Genomic DNA, 19908 nt, shown 5'->3' with positions numbered 1-19908 from the left:
CAGGCTACGCCTGACTGCGCTCCCGGGCCATTGAGGTCTGCACTTAATAACGCGGGGTGGAGCAGCCCGGTAGCTCGTCAGGCTCATAACCTGAAGGCCGCAGGTTCAAATCCTGCCCCCGCAACCAAACTTCCTAAATCACTTCCAAAACCAGATCGCACCGGCGGAAAAACTGCCCCGTCCTGAACACACTGTCACGTCTCCACCCTTGCATCATAACCTGAAGGCTGAGGAGGACAAGGAATTAATCCAGCGAATCAATTCCACGACGAACGGCGCTAGCCTGACTCCGCAACCAAATCATCACACCAAAAGCCCCGCATAAACAATGCGGGGCTTTTGGTGTTTTAAGGGGGAATAAAGGAAGGGGAGGGCAGCAGCGGTCGAGGATGTGAAGTTTTACCTTGTTAGACCGGTAAGAACCGCGATAAGCCGGTGATAGGTATCACACCTCAAGATGCATAATCTTATAGTTCTCCTTCCGATGGGGACCGGTTATGCCCTAATTGGACAAGCACTATGACCACGCATACCACCGGCCACGGCCTCAACGATCTTTCCTCGCTCATTCAGCAACTCTCGGACAAGGCGGAGCCGAATCTGATTGAGATTCGTCGCGATATCCACGCCCATCCGGAAACCGGTTTCGATGTGGAGCGGACGGCTGGTGTCGTAGCGCGCGAGCTGGAGCGTCTGGGCATTGAGCATCAGATGGGCGTGGGACGTACAGGTGTTGTCGGGTTGATCAAAGGTGGGCGCCCGGGGCCGACGCTGGTTATCCGCGCCGACATGGATGCGCTGCCCATCGAGGAGCAAACTGGCCTGCCTTTTGCCAGCACGCATCAGGGCAAGATGCATGCCTGCGGTCACGATCTACATACGGCGACGCTGATCGGCATAGGCAGCGTACTCAAGGAAATCGCGCCGCGTCTCAGTGGTAATGTGAAGTTGATGTTCCAGCCAGCCGAAGAAACGCTGGAAAGCGGCGCCCGCGCCATGATTGCAGACGGTATTCTGGATGGTGTTGATTATGCGCTCGGTTTTCATAACCAGCCTGAAGAACCAACCGGCACCTTCACTTTTGTAGAAGGCGTGGCCAACGGCTCGTCGGACGAGTTCGACATCACCGTTCATGCGGCTTCCGGCCATGCGGCGCGTCCGCATCAGGCGGTCGATCCGATTGTCGCGACGGCGCAGCTGATCAATCAGCTGCAGACCGTGGTGTCGCGGGAAGTCGACCCGATGCACACGGCTGTGCTGACCATCGGCTCGATCCATGGCGGAAACACGCATAATATCATCCCGGATGCGGTGACGCTGATGGGCACGGTTCGTTGTCAGGATGCCGCGACGCGCAATGTGGTCGAGGCCGCGGTGCGTCGCATCTGCGCCGGGCTTGAAGCCTCGATGCGGGTGCGCTGCGAAATCAATTATGTGCGTGGCGTGCCGTCAATGGTGTCCGATCCTTATTTGATCGAAACGACGGGCGCGGCCATTCGCGAACATTATGGCGATGTCTATTTCAAGCGCGGCGGCAGCCTCGGTTCTGAAGACTTCGCTCTGGTGGCTGAGAAGGTGCCGTCGTTCCAGCTGGGCATCGGTGCATCGCAGGAAGGCCGTAACGACAAGCTGCACAATTCCGATTATCAGCCCGACGAACGCTCCATTAAAAATGGTGTCGTTGCGCTTTCGCTGGCGGCGATCCGTATTCTTTCCTGATGCAAAAAAGGCGGCCATTTTGGCCGCCTTTTTCTTTTGAGATGAAGCGCGAGATCACGCGCACAGATATTTGCTCGACAAAGCATGGATGTGATTGGTGCCGATACCGCAGCAACCGCCGATAATGCCTGCGCCGTTCTTCACCCAGCGCTGCGCCCAGCTGCCATAGGCATCCGGATCGAGATCGGCGCGTACTTCCGTCACCGTCGCATTGGCTTCTTCGTCGCCCTGCTGGGATGGAAATGCATTGGCATAAACGCCAACCGGAATGTCCTTGCCGAGTTCATCGAAGACGTTCTTTGCTGCCAGAATGGCGGCGTCCATCACTTCCGGCATGGCGCAATTGAAAAGTAGCGCTTCTGCGCCGAGCTCGGCGGCAAGACGCGCACCTTCGGCTACGGTTTCGCCTGAACGAAGCTGGGCCTCGCCCATATCTTCCGGCGCAACATCATCGCGCAGCGTATAGGACACCCAGAGCGGCTTACCGGTGCCGCGCGTGGCTTCATGAGCGGCTTTCACTTCCGCGAGGCTGCTCTGGGTCTCAGCCAGCCAGAGATCGACTGATGGTGCAAGACCGTCAACCAGAACGCCGAGCAGTTCGCCCGCACGCGCCGGTTCGAACAGGTCCGGCTGGTAGGAGCCAAAAACCGGCGGCAGCGAACCTGCCACCTTCACGTCGCGGTCGGAGGCATCGGCGGCTTCGCGGGCAATCGTGCCGGAAAGGGCTGCAAGTTTGAGACCCTCGGCTGCAAAGCGCTCTTCGCCGATATGGAATGGCACCACGGCGTAGCTGTTGGTGGTGATGACGTCGGCACCGGCGGCAATATAACCGTCATGCACTTCACGCACGAATTGCGGGCCTTCGATCAAGGCAAGCGCCGACCACTCCGGCTGGCGGAACGGCGCGCCGACGCGCTCCAGCTCGCGGCCCATGCCGCCGTCGAGAATGATTGCCTTCTTGCTCATAATGTCGTGTCCTTTCAGAGATTATTCTGTGCCGTGCAGCTCTCGTCCGGCAATGATGCCGTCGAGCCAGCCGGGTTCCATTTGCGGAACGGAAGCCAAGAGCTTGCCGGTATAGTCATCGAAGGGCGGCGTTAGCACACTGGCCTTCGGGCCATAGCGCACCACCTGTCCGCGATGCATGACTGCAATGCTGTCGGCAATGGCGCGCACGATGGCCAGATCGTGTGTCACAAAGAGATAGGATGTACCGGTCTCGTTTTGCACCCTGCGCAAGAGATCGAGTATCCCTTCAGCCACTAGCGGATCGAGCGCCGAGGTCGGTTCGTCACAGAGCAACAGCTTTGGTCGTGCGGCAAGTGCACGCGCAATGCAGACGCGCTGCTTCTGGCCGCCGGAAAGTTCAGCCGGATAGCGCTCCAGAACGGCCTGCGGCAGCTCGATGCGATCCATCAGTTCGGCCGCGGCCTTGCGCCGGTCTGCGCGCCCCATGCCGAAATAGAACTGCAACGGGCGTCCGAGGATGTCGGCAATGGTGCGGCGGGGATTGAGCGCCAGATCGGGCAACTGGCTGATCATCTGGATATTGCGCAGCGTTTCCTTCGACCGGCCTTCAAGGCGCGGCGACAGAACGGCTCCGTCAAAGCGGATTTCACCGGCGATTGGCGGCAGAAGCCCGCAAACCACACGCGCCAGCGTCGATTTGCCGGAACCGGACTCGCCGACAATGGCGAGCGTACGGCCCTTTTCCAGCTCCAGCGAGATATCGCTCAGAACCGGATTGGCCGGGTCATAGGCAGCGCTGATCTTGCTGACGGTCAGGAGCGGTTCGGCGGTGAGCGGCTTGCCTTCCACTTCCTTCTGGCGCACGGCAACCAGCTGGCGCGTATAATCTTCGCGCGGCGCATCGAATATCTGGCGGACGGACCCCTGTTCGACCATGCGGCCATGGCGCAGCACCATGATGTCGTCGGCGATCTGGGCGACGACCGCAAGGTCGTGTGAGATATAAAGCGCCGCCGTGCCTGTGGTTTCGATGGCCTTCTTGATGGCGATGAGAACTTCGATCTGGGTGGTGACGTCGAGCGCCGTGGTCGGTTCGTCGAAAACCACCAGATCGGGCTTCGGGCAAAGCGCCATGGCGGTCATGGCGCGCTGCAACTGGCCGCCTGATACCTGATGCGGATAGCGCTCGCCGAAATGCTCCGGGTCGGGCAGGCCAAGCATGGCAAAGAGTTCTATAGCGCGCTTTCTGGCTTCCGCACGCTTCATCAGCCCGTGCCAGACCGTGGCTTCGATCACCTGATCGATCAGGCGATGGGCGGGGTTGAAGGCAGCGGCTGCCGATTGCGCCACATAGGCGACACGGCTGCCGCGCATGGCCTGCATGTCCTTGCGCGACAGCGACAGGATGTTGCTGCCGTCGAGCGTCACGGTCCCGCCAGTAATCTGCAAGCCGCCGCGTGCATGCCCAAGGGCTGCAAGACCGATGGTGGATTTTCCCGCGCCGGATTCTCCGATGAGACCAAGCACCCGGCCTTTGGCAAGGGTCAGATCGACCTTGTCGACGACAAGGCCATCATCGGAGCGGATTTCCAGACCGGTGATTTTAAGCAAGGGTTCAGCCATTATCCTGCGCACCTCGCTTCAGGCTCGATGTGCGCTGCAAGATCCAATCGACGACAAAATTGACGCTGATCGCCAGTGCCGCAATCGTGCCGCCGGGAATGAGCGCGGCGAAGACGCCGAACATCAATCCGTCCTTGTTGTCTTTCACCAGACTGCCCCAATCGGCCACCGGCGGCTGCACGCCAAGGCCGAGGAAGGAAAGGGTGGAGAGGAACAGGATTGCAAAGACGAAGCGCAGCCCGAATTCGGCCAGCAGTGGCGACAATGCATTGGGCAGAATTTCGTTGAAGATGATCCAGCCTTTGCTCTCGCCGCGCAGGCGGGCGATTTCCACATAGTCGAGCACGACCACGTCGGCGGCGATGGCGCGGCTGACCCGGAAAACGCGGGTTGCTTCCAGCACGGCCATGACGGCGATGAGCACGAACACGCTTTTCGGCAGAACGGCGAGTACCACCAGCGCGAAAATCAGCGTCGGGATCGCCATCAGCAGATCGTTGGTGCGCGACAAAAGCTGGTCCGGCCAGCCTTTGGAGAGCGCAGCAAGAAAGCCGAGCGGCACGCCGATTGCAAAGGCCACGATGGTCGAGGCGGCGGCAATCGACAGCGTTAGCCGCGTGCCCCAGATAACGCGGGACAGAAGGTCGCGACCAATATTGTCGGTGCCGAGAAGAGCTTGCGGCGAGGGGCCTTGCCAGACAGCGCCCACCACTTCCGAAATTGGATGCGGTGCCAGAAAATCTGCGAAAATGGCGACGAACAGGAAGAAGGCGATGCCGCCGAAACCGATGATCGCCAACAGGGCTGAGGATTGCTTGCGCTTTTTCATCGCGGGTGCCTCAGCCGTGGATTGGTCAGGATCACAATAACATCGGCGATGATGTTGAGGCCGATATAGACGGCGGCAAAGATCAGGCCACAGGCCTGCACCACCGGCACGTCACGCTTGGTAACGTGATCGACCATATATTGCCCCATGCCGGGATAAACGAAGATGACCTCGACCACCACGACGCCAACCACCAGATAGGCTAGGTTCAGCGCAATGACATTGATGACCGGCGACAGCGCATTGGGCAAAGCGTGTTTCAAAAGAATGCGCCAGCGCGGCAGGCCTTTCAGCTGCGCAGTCTCGATATAGGGCGACGACATGACGGACAAAAGCGAGGCGCGCGTCATCCGCACCATATGGCCGGTCACGGCGATCACCAGCGTCATGCAGGGCAGGGCAACAGCCGTCAGACGCTGCCAGCCGCTCATCGACGACGTGACGAGCGCGCTTGATGGCAGCAGGCCGAGCGAGATCGCCAGATAGGCGATCAGAATATAGGCTACGAAGAATTCCGGCAGCGATATGGTGGCAAGCGTTGCCACGGCAATGCCCCGGTCGATCACCGTGCCGGCATAGAGAACGGAAATCACGCCGAGCAGCAGCGCCAGCGGTATCGCGAACAGCGCCGACATGGCAGCAAGATAGAGCGTGTTCGACAGGCGCGGCGCGATGCTTTTGGCAATGTCCTGCCGGTTGGAATAGCTGCGACCGAGATCGCCTTGCACGGCATTGACCAGCCATTCGGAGTAACGCTGGATCGCCGGTCGCTCAAGGCCGAGTTCCTTGCGGATGTTTTCGACGGCCTGCGGGGTTGCCTGCTGGCCGAGCATGGCGGTTGCCACGTCGCCGGGCAGGATCTGCGTGCCCGCGAAAATGACCACTGAAATCGCCCAGAGCAACACGATACCGAGCAATATGCGCCGCACGATCAGCCCGAGAAGCGAGTTGCCGCGCAGAAAGCCACCGGAGCGTTTGCGTGAGGAAGGCCTATAGGCTCCCGCGACGGCGGCTTGCGCGTCGATATCGGGTCGCTCTGTCGGCATGTCTGTCATTCGTGGCTCAGTGTTGGGGCGTCTTTCTGCCCCGGAGAAAAGCTTGCGGCAAAAGGGGTCGCCCGGTTTTGGGACCTGCAACGTGTTAATGGTTCGCTGCGCCGCTGCCAAGCCCTGTTTGGGCTTCATTCTTATTTTCTATAAGTTTGCTTCCGGTTCGGAATGCGCCTCGAAGACGGGGAGGGCCTAAAAAGCAAAAATCCCGGACGAAGCCGGGATTTTGCGTGTGCCTTGCTGGAAACTGGAGCGGGCGAAGGGATTCGAACCCTCGACCCCAACCTTGGCAAGGTTGTGCTCTACCCCTGAGCTACACCCGCTCGCGCCAGTTTCGACCTGAAAGCGCTTCCGAAGGAAGTCGTTTCCGTCAGGCAGGCGGTATATGAACCAACGCTTTGCAGATTGCAACAGGCAAATCGAGCCTTTCGATGGAAAATTTTTCATCGCTGTGGATGAACGAAATCATGCTCCCAAACGGTGAGCGCCGAGGCGCGAAAAGCTGATTACCGATGCAAACAGTGCAAAGCCCGAAGCGATGAACAGGATATAGGGCGAGCCTTCCACGCCCCATTGCGCCAGCAGGAACGCCACGAAGGCAGCGCCCAGAGACTGGCCGAGCAGACGAGCGGTGCCGAGCATGCCGCTTGCAGCGCCGGAGCGCGCACGCGGCGTCGAGGTGATCATCATGCGGTTGTTCGGCGCCTGGAACAGACCGAAGCCGATGCCGCAAATGGCCATGCGCCAGCAAATATCGGCAATCGTCGGATGGGCGGGCAACATGCCAACCAGCGCCAGCCCGGCAGCAAAAGTGATGAGGCCGAGCAGCCCGAGTATCGCTGGGGAATATTTGTCCGAAAGCTTGCCGGATAAAGGTGCGACCAATGCCAGCGCAATCGGCCATGGCATCATGAGAAAGCCCACCTCAATCGGCTTGAAGCCGAACACGGTCTGAAACAGGAACGGCAGCGAGATGAAGGCCATCATCTGCGCGAGGAACGACATGATTGACGTGCAGATCGAGAGCGTGAACACCGGAATGCGCAACAGATCGAGCGGCAGCAGCGGGTCTGTAGTGCGCAACGAGCGGCGTGTCAGTAAAATGCCCGCCACGAGACAGGCCACGGCCTGCAGCACGACGACAGTTTGACTGACCTCGTTGCCAGCACTGTCGATGGTCGTGATCAGAAGGCCGATGGTCAGGGCGCTGAGGATGGCGCTGACGACATCGAACTTGCGCGCCGAGCGCTCATTTTCCGGCAGGGTTCGTAAGCCCATCGCGACCGCTGCGATGCCGAGCGGAATATTGATGACGAAGAGCCACGGCCAGGTCAGCGAGGACAGGATGACGCCTGCAAGCGTGGGGCCGATGGTCGAAGAAACCGCGACAAAGAGGGCGTTGAGACCGATGGCCGTACCGAATTTGGCCTGCGGAACGGTATAACGCAACAGCGCGGTATTGACGCTCATCAGCCCCGCCGCGCCCAGTCCTTGCACGATGCGCGCAAGAGTCAGCGTTTCCAGCGAGCGCGCGAAGACGCAAGCCACCGATGCGACGGTGAACAGCGACACGCCCGCCAGATAGATGCGGCGATAGCCGTAGATTTCGCCAAGCGCTGCCAGCGGCAACAGGCTGATAACGATGGCGAGCTGGTAGCCGTTAACGATCCAGATCGAGGCTGCGGGTCCGGCGGAAAAATCGGCGGCGATTGTCGGCAGCGCGACATTGGCAATGGTGCCGTCGATGACGGCAAGCGTCAAACCGACCATCAAGGTTGCCCATGCCCAATAGATTCTCGGCTTGGGCAATCCGTCCGGTGCGACGGACGTGCCTTGCTTGATGACGGTTTCGTGCTTCATGTCATTGACCAGTCTGAGGGATGGCGCCAACCTTAACCCGAAAGGGAAGGTGAGCAAGCTCTCTAACCCAAAAATGCCAGCCGAACATCGTTTTTGCCCGATAAATTCACCGGGTAACGCTATTGTGTGCCATTCGCTGGCGAAACCGGCAGGTTCATCACCCGCGGATAATGGCGGGGATTGAAGCTCAGATAGAGCGGGCAGATCGATGCGACCAGTACAAGATGCAGGATCCAGCCGGAAGCAAAGCCGCCGGTGATACTATGAAGAAGCGCGGTTGCGACGGGTCCAAGTGCTGCAATCAGAAAACCGCCGCCTTGCATCATGGCGGCCAGAGCGCCTGCTTCCTCCGGTTTCGGCAAATGGTCGAGCGAGGTGATCATCGCAAGCGCGAAGCTGCCGCCGAGGCCGGCACCACAGATCGCCGACCACAAGACCGGTGAGATATCCGGCGCAAAGGCAAGCCCGGCAAATCCCACAGCCTGCATTAAAAGGCTGAAAAGCAGCCATGGGCGGCGGTCGGTGCTGCGTCGTGCAAGCATGGGCAGGGCGAGGGCGCTCAAAGCCTGCGCAATCGCCATGGTCGCGACAAGGCTGCCCGTCGCCGAGGCTTCAAGCCCGAGTGTCTGATAATAAGGCGCAAGCCATGCAACCATTGAGGAATAGCCGGCATTGACGAGGCCGAATGCGGCCATCAGCGCCCAGGTGCGCGGACGCCGTAAAAGCGTGCCTGTAATGCCCGACTTCTGGCCTGCTGCTTTCGTTGTGCTCGGGGCCTCTTTCAGGATCGGCACGGCAGCGATCAAGGCAAGCACGGCAGGTATCGCCAACAAAGAGAGCGCATAGCGCCAATTGTGGGCGGCACCGGCAAACCATGGCGCCAATCGCGCACCCAGTGCACCCCCGCCCATGATAGTTGCGGAGTAAAGCCCGGTGATCGTGGCGATGGACGATGGAAATCTGGCCTTGATGAGACCGGGCATCAGCGCCTGTATCATGGCAACGCCAGCGCCGCAGAGAATGGCTGTGAATATCAGCGACAGGCCGTCCGGCACGATGCCGCGCAGCGCCGATCCGGCTGCGAGGATTGCGAGTGCTGCGAACATGCTTCGGCGCGTACCGAAAAGCGACTGGATGCGCGGCGTGACAAATGCGCCAAGCCCCATCAGCAGCATCGGCAGAAAAGTCAGGAGTGAAAGCGCACCGAACCCCATGCCGGTATCAGCGGCAATATCTGACAGAACCGGCCCCGGTCCCGTCAGGAAAGGCCGCAGGTTGAAACCGATCAGCGCGACGAGCGCGACAAGGGCAATGGGTGCGGTCCGGTTACCGCCGGTGCTGGCAGGGTTGTTCTGCATGATGAGACTTTACTGGGTGCCGGTCCGGTCCTGCCATGCGCGCAGCAGGCGTTCGCCTTCTTCCGACGGGCAATGTTCAAAGCGGATACCGGTCTGCGCGCTGACGGGCTTGGCCAGTTCAGCAGCGATTTTGGCGGTGGAAAGGCCATAGGATTCGGCCTGTTCGTTGGAATTGGCGAACAGGATCTTGTCCACGCCTGCCATGCGCATGGCGGCATAGCACATGGGGCAGGGCTGGCCACTGGCATAGACGGCGCAGCCGTCGAGACGTGGCGATTGCAGGGCCTTGCCCGCCGCGCGCAGCGCCAGCAATTCGGCATGGGCCGTTGGGTCGCAATCGGCCTGCATGCGGTTGACGCCGGTGGCAATGACGTCGCCGTCCTTGACCACCACGGCGCCGAACGGGCGTCCGCCCTGATCGACATTGTCGAATGCCAGCGCTATGGCCTGATCGAGAAAGATCCGGTCGGTGTTCATTTTGCACCTGCCTTTTCGAGAAGGGCGACCATCGGTGCATAGCCGCGCTGGCGCGCATGCTGCAATGGCGTCACGCCGTCCTTGTCGGCGATGTTTACATCGGCACCGGCATCGATCAACTGCTTGACGATTTCGACATGGCGCTCGCCGCCATCGGCCAGAATGATAGCCTCCAGCAAGGCGGTCCAATGGAGATTGTTGACGTGATCGACTTTCACGCCCGCCGCAATCAGCGTGCGAACCGTCTCGACATGGCCACGTTCGGCTGCTGGGATGAGCGCCGTTCCGCCATAGCGGTTGGTGCTTGTCAGGTCGGCACCGTGCGCCAGTGTCAGTTTCAGGATTTCCAGATGGCCGCGCGCACCCGCATATAGATAGGGGCTGTCATTGATTGCGTCCTTGGCATTCACATTCGCGCCCGCCTCGATCAAAGCGCGTGCGACATCGATGTGATTGGCATGGGTGGCGGCGAGGAGGGCCGTTTCGCCATTCTTGCCGCGCACTTCAAGATCGGCTCCAGCCTTGATGGCGGCCTTTACGGCGGCGAGGTTGCCGGCGCTGGCTGCTTCGATAAGACCAGTTTCGGTTTGTGCGATGGCCTGATGGCCGGGCAAGGTGGGTTCGCTCATGACAATGGCTCCTGCAATCAATGCCAAGGCACTCAAGCTGAATAATGTTCGGCGCATTTACGGCTCCCTTGGTTGATCGTTTTCATACAGCTTGCCCGTTCTATTTGAAAATTAAATGTTGAACTGATATCCAGTGGATTTATGAATACTATCTTCAATCTCGATCTGATGCGGGCCTTTGTGGCTGTCGTCGATAGTCGCAGCTTCACGGTTGCGGCGCAGCAATTGCATTCGACGCAATCGACCATCAGCCAGAAGATATTGCGGCTGGAAGAGGCGGCGGGGCAGGCGCTGCTGGAGCGCGCACGCCGCGATGTGCGGCCCACCGATGCCGGGGAAAAGCTGCTCGGTTATGCGCGGCGCATGCTGCATCTCCATGACGAAGCCGCTGCCGCCATGACCGGCAGCGCGCTTGCGACGGTGTTTCGTCTGGGACTACCGGAAGATTTCGCATCGCGACTGGTCACGCCTGCCCTGGCGGCTTTCATGCGCGAGCATCCGAACATCAAGCTGGAAGTGACGAGCGGTCTCAGCCGCGACTTGCAGAAGGCTTTTGAAACGGGTGATTTCGATCTCGTCATGGTCAAGCAGAAGCGCGGCGAGACGGCAGGCAAAATGCGCTGGCCCGAACCTTTGACATGGCTGGAGAGTGCGGACTTTCCCGTGTCGTCAATGTCGCGGCTTGAGCCGCTGCCGCTAGTCGCCTTTCCGCCGAACGGGCTTTATCGCGGCGACATGATGGAGGCGCTCGACCGGATCGGCAGACCGTGGCATGTGGTTTTCACCAGCTCCAGTCTGGTGAGCATTCAAAGTGCTGTGGCGGAGGGGCTTGGCGTCAGCCTGTTGCCGATGCGCGTTATGCTGCCCGCCCACCGCGCCGTGCCGGAGCTTGCGGGCCTGCCTGCGGTCGAACCGATGGAAATCGTCATCCGGCACATGGATCACGGCCCCGAACAAATCCGGCAACTGGCAGGGATACTGGCCGAAACCGTCGAAAACTGATGATGACCGTTTGAAGAAAACGACCGGGCGTGCCAACCCGACGCAATTTATCCGGTCAGCATACCTTCCAGAAATTTTCAGTCGTCAACAGCCTGCAATCTTTTCAGAAAAGTCGTTGAAATTCGGATTGACCGATTTTGTATCCAGGATATAGTTTGCGAAAAGTTGGGAGGCTTTTCGATTGGCGGCTTATGAATGGCGTAGTCAGACCCGTTTGCTGGACGAAGTGGCAGAGGCGCTTCGGGAGCGAATCTATGCGGGCGTTTATGCGCCGGGCGCGATCCTCCGGCAGGAGCATATAGCCACCGAATTCGGCATCAGCCGCACGCCCTTGCGGGAAGCCTTGCGTGTTCTGGAGCGCGACGGGCTGGTCATCCATCTGCCGGGCAGGGGGGTGCGTGTCGCCTCCGCCGATCTCACCCGCCTGATTGATGCTTATGCCGTGCGCGAAGTGCTCGACGGTGTGGCTGCGCGTTTTGCCGCTGAACGGGCGAGCGATGCGGATATCGCCAGGCTGCGCACCCATGTCGCGGGTCAGTCGGCGGTGGTCGATCCGTGGGATGCCAAAGCCTATACCCAGTCCAATGTCGATTTTCATATGGCGGTGATGAACACGGCAGGTAATGCCTCGCTGATCGCCTTCGTGCCGTTGTTGCGCATGACATCGCAGGTTTTCGCGCCATCCTTTTCGCTATCGGTAGATCGTGCACGCGATGCAATCCGCGAACATGGCGCGATTGTTGAGGCCATTGCCGCGCGCGATGGCGAGCAGGCTGAGCGGCTGGCGCGGGCGCATATCCGCGCCACCACTGCAAGATTGGAGGCGGAACAGCCTCTTCGGGAGAATGAAGATGAAGCATGAGAACCAGACGGGAGGAGCGGGCTTGCTCCGTTACGGCAATTTTATCGCGGGTCAGTGGCAGGATGCCGCTGGCGGCGAGCATATCACCGTCAAGAACCCCTCCGATGGCAGCGATCTGGCGCTGATTGCGCGCGGCACCAAGGCCGATATCGATCAGGCTGTAGCAGCAGCCCGCAAGGCGCTTTCCGGCGACTGGGGCAAGCTGACCGCGACCGAGCGCGGTCGTGTACTGCATCGCATTTCGGAAGAAGTGCTGAAGAATATCGACCTCCTGACGGATCTGGAATCGAAGGATGTTGGCAAGCCGGTCGGCCAAGCCCGCGCCGACGTGGTGGCGCTGGCGCGTTATCTCGAATTCTACGGTGCATCCGCTGACAAGGTGCATGGCGATACGCTGCCCTATCAGAACGGCTTCACGGTTCTGTCGATCTATGAGCCGCACGGCGTCACGGGCCATATTATTCCGTGGAACTATCCGATGCAGATTCTGGGTCGCAGCCTTGGCGCAGCATTGGCCATGGGCAATGCCGCCGTGGTCAAGCCTGCCGAAGAAGCCTGCCTGACCATTCTCGAATTTGCGCGCATTGCCGAAAAGGCCGGTCTGCCGAAGGGCGCGCTCAATGTGGTGACCGGGCTTGGCGCGGAAGCGGGTGCAGCACTCTCCGAACATCCCGATGTCAACCACATCTCGTTCACGGGATCGGTGCGCACCGGTGAAGCGGTACAGGCCGCAGCAGCGAAGAACACTGTGCCGGTGACGCTGGAACTTGGCGGAAAATCGCCGCAGATCGTTTTCGCTGATGCCGATCTCGACCGCGCTTTGCCGTTTCTGGTCAATGCCGGCATTCAAAATGCCGGTCAGACCTGCTCGGCTTCGTCGCGCATCCTCGTTGAGCGCAGCATTTATGAAGATGTCGTCGCGCACATGAGCGAACGCTATCGTGCGCTGAAGGTTGGCCCTGCAAGTGCTGACCCGTCGGTCGGCCCGGTGGTGTCGCAGCGCCAGAAGGCGATTGTCGAAAGCTATCTGGATCTCGCCAAGGAAAGCGGACTGGCCATTGCCGCGCAAGGCGTGCTGACCGAAGACGCGCCGGAAGGCGGGGCCTATGTGTTGCCGACGCTGATCCGCGACGTGCCTGCCGGTCATCGACTGGCGCAGGAGGAAATCTTTGGTCCGGTGCAGGTTATCCTGCCGTTCGATACCGAAGAGGAAGCCATCGCCATTGCCAATGGCACGTCCTACGGTCTCGTTTGCGGCATCTGGACCAAGGATGGCGGACGCCAGTTCCGCCTCGCCCATGCGATCCATTCGGGGCAGGTGTTCATTAACAATTACGGCGCTGGCGGCGGTATCGAACTGCCGTTCGGCGGCGTGAAGAAATCCGGCCATGGCCGCGAAAAAGGTTTTGAGGCGCTCTACGGGTTTGCCTCGCTGAAGACGATTTCCGTGTATCACGGTTAAGGAGAAGCATAGTGTCGCTTGAAGGTAAGGTCGCGCTCATTACAGGAGCAGGTTCGGGGTTTGGCGAAGGCATGGCGAAGCGCTTTGCTTCAGGCGGCGCAAAGGTCGTCATCGTCGACCGCGGCAAGGCAGGCGCTGAGCGCGTCGCAGGCGAAATCGGCGATGCGGCGCTGGCCGTGGCTGCCGATATTTCCAAGGAAGCCGATGTTGATGCAGCGGTGGAAGCCGCGTTTTCGAAATTCGGCAAGGTCGATATTCTCATCAATAATGCCGGTATTGGCCACAAGCCGCAAAATGCCGAACTGGTAGAGCCGGACGAGTTCGACCGCATTCTCGGCGTCAATGTGCGCGGCGTCTATCTGATGACGCGCAAGCTCATCCCGCATTTCAAGGGCAATGGCGAAGGCGTCATTTTGAACGTCGCTTCGACGGGTGCTGGTCGCCCGCGCCCGAATCTTGCCTGGTACAATGCCACCAAGGGCTGGGTCGTTTCGGTCACGAAGGCGCTCGCCATTGAACTCGCACCGTCGAAAATCCGCGTCGTGGCGCTGAACCCGGTTGCCGGTGAAACGCCGCTGCTCACCACGTTCATGGGTGAGGACACGGAAGAAATCCGCAAGAAATTCCGCGATTCCATCCCGATGGGCCGCCTGTTGAAACCCGACGATCTGGCTGAAGCGGCGGCTTTCCTTTGCTCGCCCGCTGCCTCTATGATTACCGGGGTTGCGCTCGACGTGGATGGCGGGCGCTCGATTTAAATCCAGAAAGGTTGTAGGGGAACCATGGGTAAACTGTTTAAAGCCGGGCTTATAACGGCTGCGATGCTGGCATCGATCAACGGTGCGTTTGCAAAAGATACGCTGGTGGTCGGCGAAGTGCTGGAGCCGCCGGGTCTGGACCCGACCGCCAATGCCGCCGCCGGTATCCGGCAGGTTACCTATGCCAACCTTTATGAGGGTCTGGTGCGCATTGTCGAGGATGGCACGGTGAAGCCGCTTCTGGCTGAAAGCTGGACCGTCTCCGACGACAAGAAAACCTATACGTTCAAGCTGCGTCAGGGCGTGAAGTTCCATGACGGCACGCCGTTCGACTGCTCGGTGGTAAAATTCTCCTATGAGCGCGCCGTCGCTCCGGATTCCACCAATGCGCAGAAGGGCCTGTTTGCGCCGATTGAAAGCACGCAATGTCCTGATCCTGCGACCGCTGTTGTCACGTTGAAGCGCCCAACGTCGAACTTCCTGTTCAATATGGGCTGGGGCGACGCGGTGATGGTCGCGCCGAATTCGGCTGGCGACAACAAGACCAAGCCGGTCGGCACGGGTCCGTTCAAGTTCAAGCGCTGGGTGCAGGGCGACCGCGTCGAGTTGGAACGCAATGCGGATTACTGGGGTGAGCCTGCAAAGCTTTCCGCCGTCACGTTCCGCTTTGTGAGCGATCCGTCGGCAGCGGCAGCAGCCATTCTTGCCGGTGACATCGACGTATTCCCGATGTTCCAGGCGCCGGAGCTGATCAGCCGCTTCAAGAGCGACGACAAGTTGCAGGTTGAAGTGGGCGATACGGCGGGCAAGGTCATCCTGTCGTTGAATAATGCCAAGGCGCCGTTCGACAATGTGAAGGTGCGTCAGGCGCTGGCCTATGCCATCGACAGCAAGGCGCTGATCGAAGGCACCTATTCCGGTTTCGGCACGCCGATCGGTTCGCATTATTCGCCGGTCGATCCGGGCTATGTCGATCTCTCGCAGACCTATCCTTATGATCCGGCCAAGGCGAAGCAACTGCTGGAAGAAGCTGGCGTACCAGAGGGCACGTCGATTACCATCACGCTGCCACCACCGGCCTATGCGCGTCGTGGCGGCGAGATCATTGCGGCGATGCTGGCCGAGGTCGGCATTCAGGTCAATCTCGTGCCGATCGAGTTTGCGCAGTGGCTGGATCAGGTGTTCAAGCGGTCGGATTTCGACGCGACGATCATCGCCCATACCGAAGCGCGCGATCTCGATATCTATGCCCGCGACAAGTACTACTTCAACTACAATAACCCGGATTATAAGGCGCTCTACAAGTCTTATGCCGAGGCTGGCAGCGACGAGGAACAGCTGGAACTCGTCAAGAAGTTGCAGGAAAAGCTGGCCGCCGACGAGCCGAATGTCTTCCTCTATGCGCTGCCGAAAATCGGCGTCTGGAACAAGAACGTAAAAGGTCTTTGGAAGAACATGCCGATCCCGGCTGATGATCTGACCCAGGCTTACTGGGCCGAATAAGAACCTCCGCCCTGGCGCTTTGGCAAAGGGGCGGAAGACATAACGAATGGCCGTGCACCCCATAAATATAAGGGGAGGGCGTATGGTGAGTTGGAATGTGGAAAGCGGATATCCGTCTTTTCAAGGAGGTCGTTTTGCTGGCTTATATATCCGGGCGGTTGGTTTCGCTCTTGCTGACGACGCTTGCGGCTTCCGTCATCGTCTTTCTGTTGATGCAGGTGCTGCCGGGCGACCCGGCAGCGGTGATCCTTGGCATCAATGCGCAGCCTGAAACGCTGGCCGCGCTGCATGCCCAGCTCGGTCTGGATCAGCCGCTCTGGTGGCGCTATCTCACATGGATCGGCGGCTTTCTCAAAGGCGATTTCGGCACGAGCTATACCTATTCCGTGCCGATCAGCGAATTGCTCGGCCCACGCATCATGGTCACGCTGCCGCTGGCTTTTTTGTCGATGGTTCTGTCGGTCGCGGTCGCCATTCCGGTTGGTGTCTATGCGGCATCGAAGCGCGGCAAAACCGGCGACGTCGTCTCCATGGGGGTGGCGCAGGTTGGCGTCGCCATCCCGAATTTCTGGCTCGGCCTGCTCCTGATCCTGCTGTTTGCCTTGCAGCTCGGCTGGTTTCCGGCTTCGGGTTTCGCGGGTTGGGAAGGCGGTTTCTGGAACGGCATCCGCTCGCTGTTTCTGCCAGCACTGGCGCTGGCGCTGCCGCTTGCCGCCATTCTGGCGCGTGTCACCCGATCCGCCGTCATCGAAACGCTGGGTGAGGATTTCGTGCGCACCGCGCGTGCCAAGGGCCTGACGCGCAAGTCCGCGCTCTGGCGTCATGCGGTGCCCAATGCGCTGATCCCGGTCGTCACCATCATCGGCCTGCAATTTTCCTTTCTGCTGGCGGGAACCATCATCATCGAAAACGTCTTCAATTTGCCCGGCCTTGGAAGGCTGGTGTTTCAGGCCATCGCGCAGCGCGATCTCGTCACCGTGCAGTCGCTGGTGACGCTGCTTGCCGCTTCCGTGATCGCGGTCAATTTCATCGTCGATCTTGTCTATGGCTTCATCGATCCGCGCCTTTCGACGGGAGGCAGCCGATGAGCGACACGCAAATTCTGCCGAAGCCCGGCATTTTCCGAACGGTGCTTTTGAGCCGCAGCCTGACCATCGGGACGCTGATTACGGTTATCCTCGTTGCGATGGCGCTCATCTCCTTTTTCTGGACGCCCTATTCGCCGACGGCGATGAATTTTCGCGACAAGTTGCAGGGGCCGAGCCTCAATCATCTGTTCGGCACGGATAATTTCGGTCGCGACGTGTTTTCCATGATCATGGTCGGCGCGCGCAATTCCATCGCCGTGTCGATCATTGCCGTGCTTGTCGGTGCCGGGATCGGCATTCCGCTGGGCGCTTTCGCGGCGGCACGCGGCGGCATGGTGGACGGTTTCGTCATGCGCATGACCGATCTGGCTTTCGCCTTTCCCGCGCTGCTTACTGCCGTCATCATCACGGCGGTCTTCGGTCCCGGTGCGGTGAATGCGATGATCGCCATCGGCATTTTCAACATTCCGGTGTTTGCCCGTGTCACGCGCGGCGCGTCGCTGGGGCTGTGGAAACGCGAATATGTGCAGGCGGCCCGTTGCGCAGGGCGTGGCGATGTATCGATCACGCTTTTGCATGTGCTGCCCAATATCAATCATGTGCTGATCGTACAGGCGACGATCCAGTTCGCGCTCGCCATCGTTGCCGAGGCGGGCCTTTCCTATGTCGGTCTTGGCACCCAGCCGCCGATGCCAAGCTGGGGCAAGATGCTCAACGACGCACAGACCTTTATTTACGACGCGCCTTGGCTCGCCATTTTCCCCGGCCTCGCCATCACGTTTGCCGTGCTGGGCCTCAACATGCTGGGTGACGGATTGCGCGATGTGCTCGACCCGCGCGTGCGGAGGCAGAGATGACAGCACCCCTTCTTGAAATGGACAATATGTCCGTCGAGCTGCCCTTCGGCACTCGTTCCGCAGATATTGTCTCCGGCATCACGCTGACGCTGAACCGTGGCGAACGCCTCGGTGTCGTTGGTGAATCCGGTAGCGGCAAGTCGATCACCGCGCTTGCCGCCATGGGCCTGCTGCCGGAACGGATGCGTGTGCGCGGCACGTTGCGCTTCGACGGTCAGGACCTTGCCGCCACGCCGGAAGCGGAACTGTGCAAAATGCGCGGACGGCGCATGGCGATGATCTTTCAGGAGCCGATGACGGCGCTCAATCCGGTCAAATCCATCGGCGCGCAGATTGCCGAAGGCCGCCGTCTGCATTTGGGCGAAAGCCGTGCGGATGCCGAGCGTAAAGCGCGCGAACTGCTCGACCGCGTTGGCCTGCCTGCGCCGCGCTTCAATCTCGATCTTTATCCACACCAGCTTTCGGGCGGGCAGCGCCAGCGTGTGATGATCGCCATGGCGATTGCCTGCGAGCCGGACCTGCTGATCGCCGATGAGCCGACCACTGCACTCGACGTGACGGTGCAGGCGCAGATTCTTGATCTGATGGACGAACTGATCGACGAAACCGGCACGGCGCTGATGCTGATTACCCACGATCTCGGTGTGGTTTCGGAAATGACCGACCGGATAGCCGTCATGTATGCGGGCCGCATCGTCGAGACCGGACGCACGCAAGCCGTGTTTCAACGCATGGCGCATCCCTATGCACGCGGGCTGTTTGCAGCCTCGCCGCATGGCGCCGCCCTTGTGCGCAGTCACGCGACGGGCAAACGCCTGCGCCTTGCCGCCATTCCCGGCGTGGTGCCCGATCCGCTGACGCGTCCGCCTCATTGCACCTTCGCCGATCGTTGCGCCTTTGTGCAGGATGATTGCCGAAAGGCAATACCGGGTCTCGATTTCATCGCCGAGAATGACGGCATCGTGCATCGTGCCGCCTGCCTGCACTCGCGTGAAGGCGAGGTGGTTTCATGAGCCAGATGATTTTGCAGGTGCGCGATGTGGTGCGCGAATATCAGCTTCCGCGCGCGTCTTTCTTTTCGAGGCCGGGCTCCTTGCGTGTTCTGCATGGCGTCAATGTCGAGATCGAAGCAGGACAAAGCCTTGGCATCGTTGGCGAAAGCGGTTCCGGCAAATCCACGCTGGCCCGCGCCGTGATGGGGCTGGAACGTCCGCAGTCGGGTCAGATTCTCGTCAACGGGCAGGATATTTACGCTCTCGACCGCGCTGGTCTGCGCGAGGCACGCAAAGGCTTTCAGGCGATTTTTCAGGACCCCTATGGCTCGCTCGATCCGCGCCATACGGTGAAGCGGATTATTTCCGAGCCGATTGTGTCGCTTGAAAGCGGCACGAGCGCCAAAGATCGCGACGACCGTGTGGCGGAAGTGCTGGAAGCGGTCGGCCTGCCCAAAGCATCGGCGGAAAAATATCCGCATGAGTTTTCCGGCGGGCAGCGCCAGCGCATAGCCATTGCCCGCGCTTTGATCACCAGACCGGCGCTGATCGTGGCCGACGAGCCGGTCTCCGCGCTCGACGTTTCCATTCAGGCGCAGGTGTTGAATCTGATGATGGATTTGCAGGAAAAGTTCGGCCTTTCCTATCTCTTCATCAGCCATGATCTCGGTGTGGTGCGCGCAATTACCGACCGTGTTGCCGTGATCTATCGTGGCAATATCGTCGAGCAGGGACCGACCAATGCGGTGTTCGACAATCCGCAACATGACTACACGCGGGCGCTGGTCGATGCCGTGCCAAAACCTTTTTCCGGTCGCCGCAAGCGCGTGCGGCGATCCGATTCCACACTGAAATTGCCTGAGTGATTTGA

At 60.0% G+C, this 19908-nt stretch carries 18 protein-coding genes and 2 tRNA genes; 11 read left to right on the top strand and 9 right to left on the bottom strand.

Translation table 11 applies throughout. The features are described 5' to 3' along the window. The first annotated feature begins 50 nt into the window (after nucleotides 1-50). Nucleotides 51-127: transfer RNA gene (locus ABWW11_RS10590), tRNA-Met, on the top strand. A 392-nt stretch (nucleotides 128-519) separates the two neighbouring features. Continuing rightward, complete coding sequence (locus ABWW11_RS10585) at nucleotides 520-1719, top strand: M20 metallopeptidase family protein (RefSeq protein WP_109369702.1); 1200 nt, start codon at nucleotides 520-522, stop codon at nucleotides 1717-1719. Nucleotides 1720-1773: 54 nt separating this feature from the next. Here ABWW11_RS10585 and ABWW11_RS10580 read toward each other — a convergent pair whose 3' ends face one another. From ABWW11_RS10580 to ABWW11_RS10540, 9 genes are all read right to left on the bottom strand, one after another. Beyond that, on the bottom strand, nucleotides 1774-2685 hold the full coding sequence (locus ABWW11_RS10580) for a homocysteine S-methyltransferase family protein (protein WP_109369701.1): 912 nt from the start codon (nucleotides 2683-2685) through the stop codon (nucleotides 1774-1776). Nucleotides 2686-2706: 21 nt separating this feature from the next. Beyond that, nucleotides 2707-4311, bottom strand: a complete 1605-nt coding sequence (locus tag ABWW11_RS10575; RefSeq protein ID WP_109369700.1) for an ABC transporter ATP-binding protein — start codon at nucleotides 4309-4311, stop codon at nucleotides 2707-2709. After that, complete coding sequence (locus ABWW11_RS10570; protein ID WP_124916175.1) at nucleotides 4304-5140, bottom strand: ABC transporter permease; 837 nt, start codon at nucleotides 5138-5140, stop codon at nucleotides 4304-4306. The genes ABWW11_RS10575 and ABWW11_RS10570 overlap by 8 nt, the downstream gene beginning before the upstream one ends. Further along, nucleotides 5137-6186, bottom strand: coding sequence for an ABC transporter permease (locus ABWW11_RS10565; RefSeq protein WP_109370303.1), 1050 nt, complete (start codon nucleotides 6184-6186; stop codon nucleotides 5137-5139). The genes ABWW11_RS10570 and ABWW11_RS10565 overlap by 4 nt, the downstream gene beginning before the upstream one ends. 251 nt (nucleotides 6187-6437) lie before the next feature. Beyond that, nucleotides 6438-6512, bottom strand: a tRNA-Gly gene (locus ABWW11_RS10560). A gap of 142 nt (nucleotides 6513-6654) precedes the next feature. After that, nucleotides 6655-8049, bottom strand: coding sequence for an MFS transporter (locus ABWW11_RS10555; protein ID WP_109369698.1), 1395 nt, complete (start codon nucleotides 8047-8049; stop codon nucleotides 6655-6657). 119 nt (nucleotides 8050-8168) lie between these two features. Next, nucleotides 8169-9407, bottom strand: a complete 1239-nt coding sequence (locus tag ABWW11_RS10550; RefSeq protein WP_109369697.1) for a cyanate transporter — start codon at nucleotides 9405-9407, stop codon at nucleotides 8169-8171. Between the two features lie 9 nt (nucleotides 9408-9416). Beyond that, the gene (locus ABWW11_RS10545) at nucleotides 9417-9884 is read right to left on the bottom strand and encodes a nucleoside deaminase (RefSeq protein WP_109369696.1); all 468 of its coding nucleotides are present in this window, start codon (nucleotides 9882-9884) and stop codon (nucleotides 9417-9419) included. Continuing rightward, a complete protein-coding gene (locus tag ABWW11_RS10540; protein WP_244597176.1) occupies nucleotides 9881-10513 on the bottom strand; it encodes an ankyrin repeat domain-containing protein in 633 nt (210 codons plus the stop codon). The genes ABWW11_RS10545 and ABWW11_RS10540 overlap by 4 nt, the downstream gene beginning before the upstream one ends. A gap of 141 nt (nucleotides 10514-10654) precedes the next feature. Between ABWW11_RS10540 and ABWW11_RS10535 the strand changes: the two genes are divergently transcribed. The 9 genes from ABWW11_RS10535 (at nucleotide 10655) to ABWW11_RS10495 (ending at nucleotide 19903) form a co-directional block, all read left to right on the top strand. Beyond that, nucleotides 10655-11515: a LysR family transcriptional regulator gene (locus tag ABWW11_RS10535; protein ID WP_109369694.1), complete on the top strand. Its 861-nt coding sequence runs from the start codon at nucleotides 10655-10657 to the stop codon at nucleotides 11513-11515. 181 nt (nucleotides 11516-11696) lie between these two features. Next, nucleotides 11697-12377, top strand: a complete 681-nt coding sequence (locus tag ABWW11_RS10530; RefSeq protein WP_105542576.1) for a GntR family transcriptional regulator — start codon at nucleotides 11697-11699, stop codon at nucleotides 12375-12377. Further along, complete coding sequence (locus tag ABWW11_RS10525; RefSeq protein WP_319080701.1) at nucleotides 12367-13839, top strand: aldehyde dehydrogenase family protein; 1473 nt, start codon at nucleotides 12367-12369, stop codon at nucleotides 13837-13839. Before ABWW11_RS10530 ends, ABWW11_RS10525 begins: the two co-directional genes overlap by 11 nt. Nucleotides 13840-13850: 11 nt before the next feature. Then, nucleotides 13851-14597, top strand: a complete 747-nt coding sequence (locus ABWW11_RS10520; protein ID WP_109369692.1) for a glucose 1-dehydrogenase — start codon at nucleotides 13851-13853, stop codon at nucleotides 14595-14597. Between the two features lie 24 nt (nucleotides 14598-14621). Continuing rightward, nucleotides 14622-16100: an ABC transporter substrate-binding protein gene (locus tag ABWW11_RS10515; protein WP_109369691.1), complete on the top strand. Its 1479-nt coding sequence runs from the start codon at nucleotides 14622-14624 to the stop codon at nucleotides 16098-16100. A 134-nt stretch (nucleotides 16101-16234) separates the two neighbouring features. Then, nucleotides 16235-17188: an ABC transporter permease gene (locus ABWW11_RS10510; RefSeq protein WP_109370302.1), complete on the top strand. Its 954-nt coding sequence runs from the start codon at nucleotides 16235-16237 to the stop codon at nucleotides 17186-17188. After that, entirely contained in the window at nucleotides 17185-18045 is an 861-nt protein-coding gene (locus ABWW11_RS10505; protein ID WP_109369690.1) for an ABC transporter permease, read from the top strand. Before ABWW11_RS10510 ends, ABWW11_RS10505 begins: the two co-directional genes overlap by 4 nt. Next, entirely contained in the window at nucleotides 18042-19058 is a 1017-nt protein-coding gene (locus ABWW11_RS10500) for an ABC transporter ATP-binding protein (RefSeq protein WP_109369689.1), read from the top strand. Before ABWW11_RS10505 ends, ABWW11_RS10500 begins: the two co-directional genes overlap by 4 nt. After that, nucleotides 19055-19903: an ATP-binding cassette domain-containing protein gene (locus ABWW11_RS10495; protein WP_109369688.1), complete on the top strand. Its 849-nt coding sequence runs from the start codon at nucleotides 19055-19057 to the stop codon at nucleotides 19901-19903. Before ABWW11_RS10500 ends, ABWW11_RS10495 begins: the two co-directional genes overlap by 4 nt. The last annotated feature ends 5 nt before the right edge of the window (nucleotides 19904-19908 follow it).

Source organism: Brucella sp. NBRC 113783, assembly GCF_040372265.1.
In the GTDB taxonomy this organism is placed as follows: domain Bacteria; phylum Pseudomonadota; class Alphaproteobacteria; order Rhizobiales; family Rhizobiaceae; genus Brucella; species Brucella teleogrylli.
This window is presented reverse-complemented; position numbering and strand designations above follow the sequence as displayed.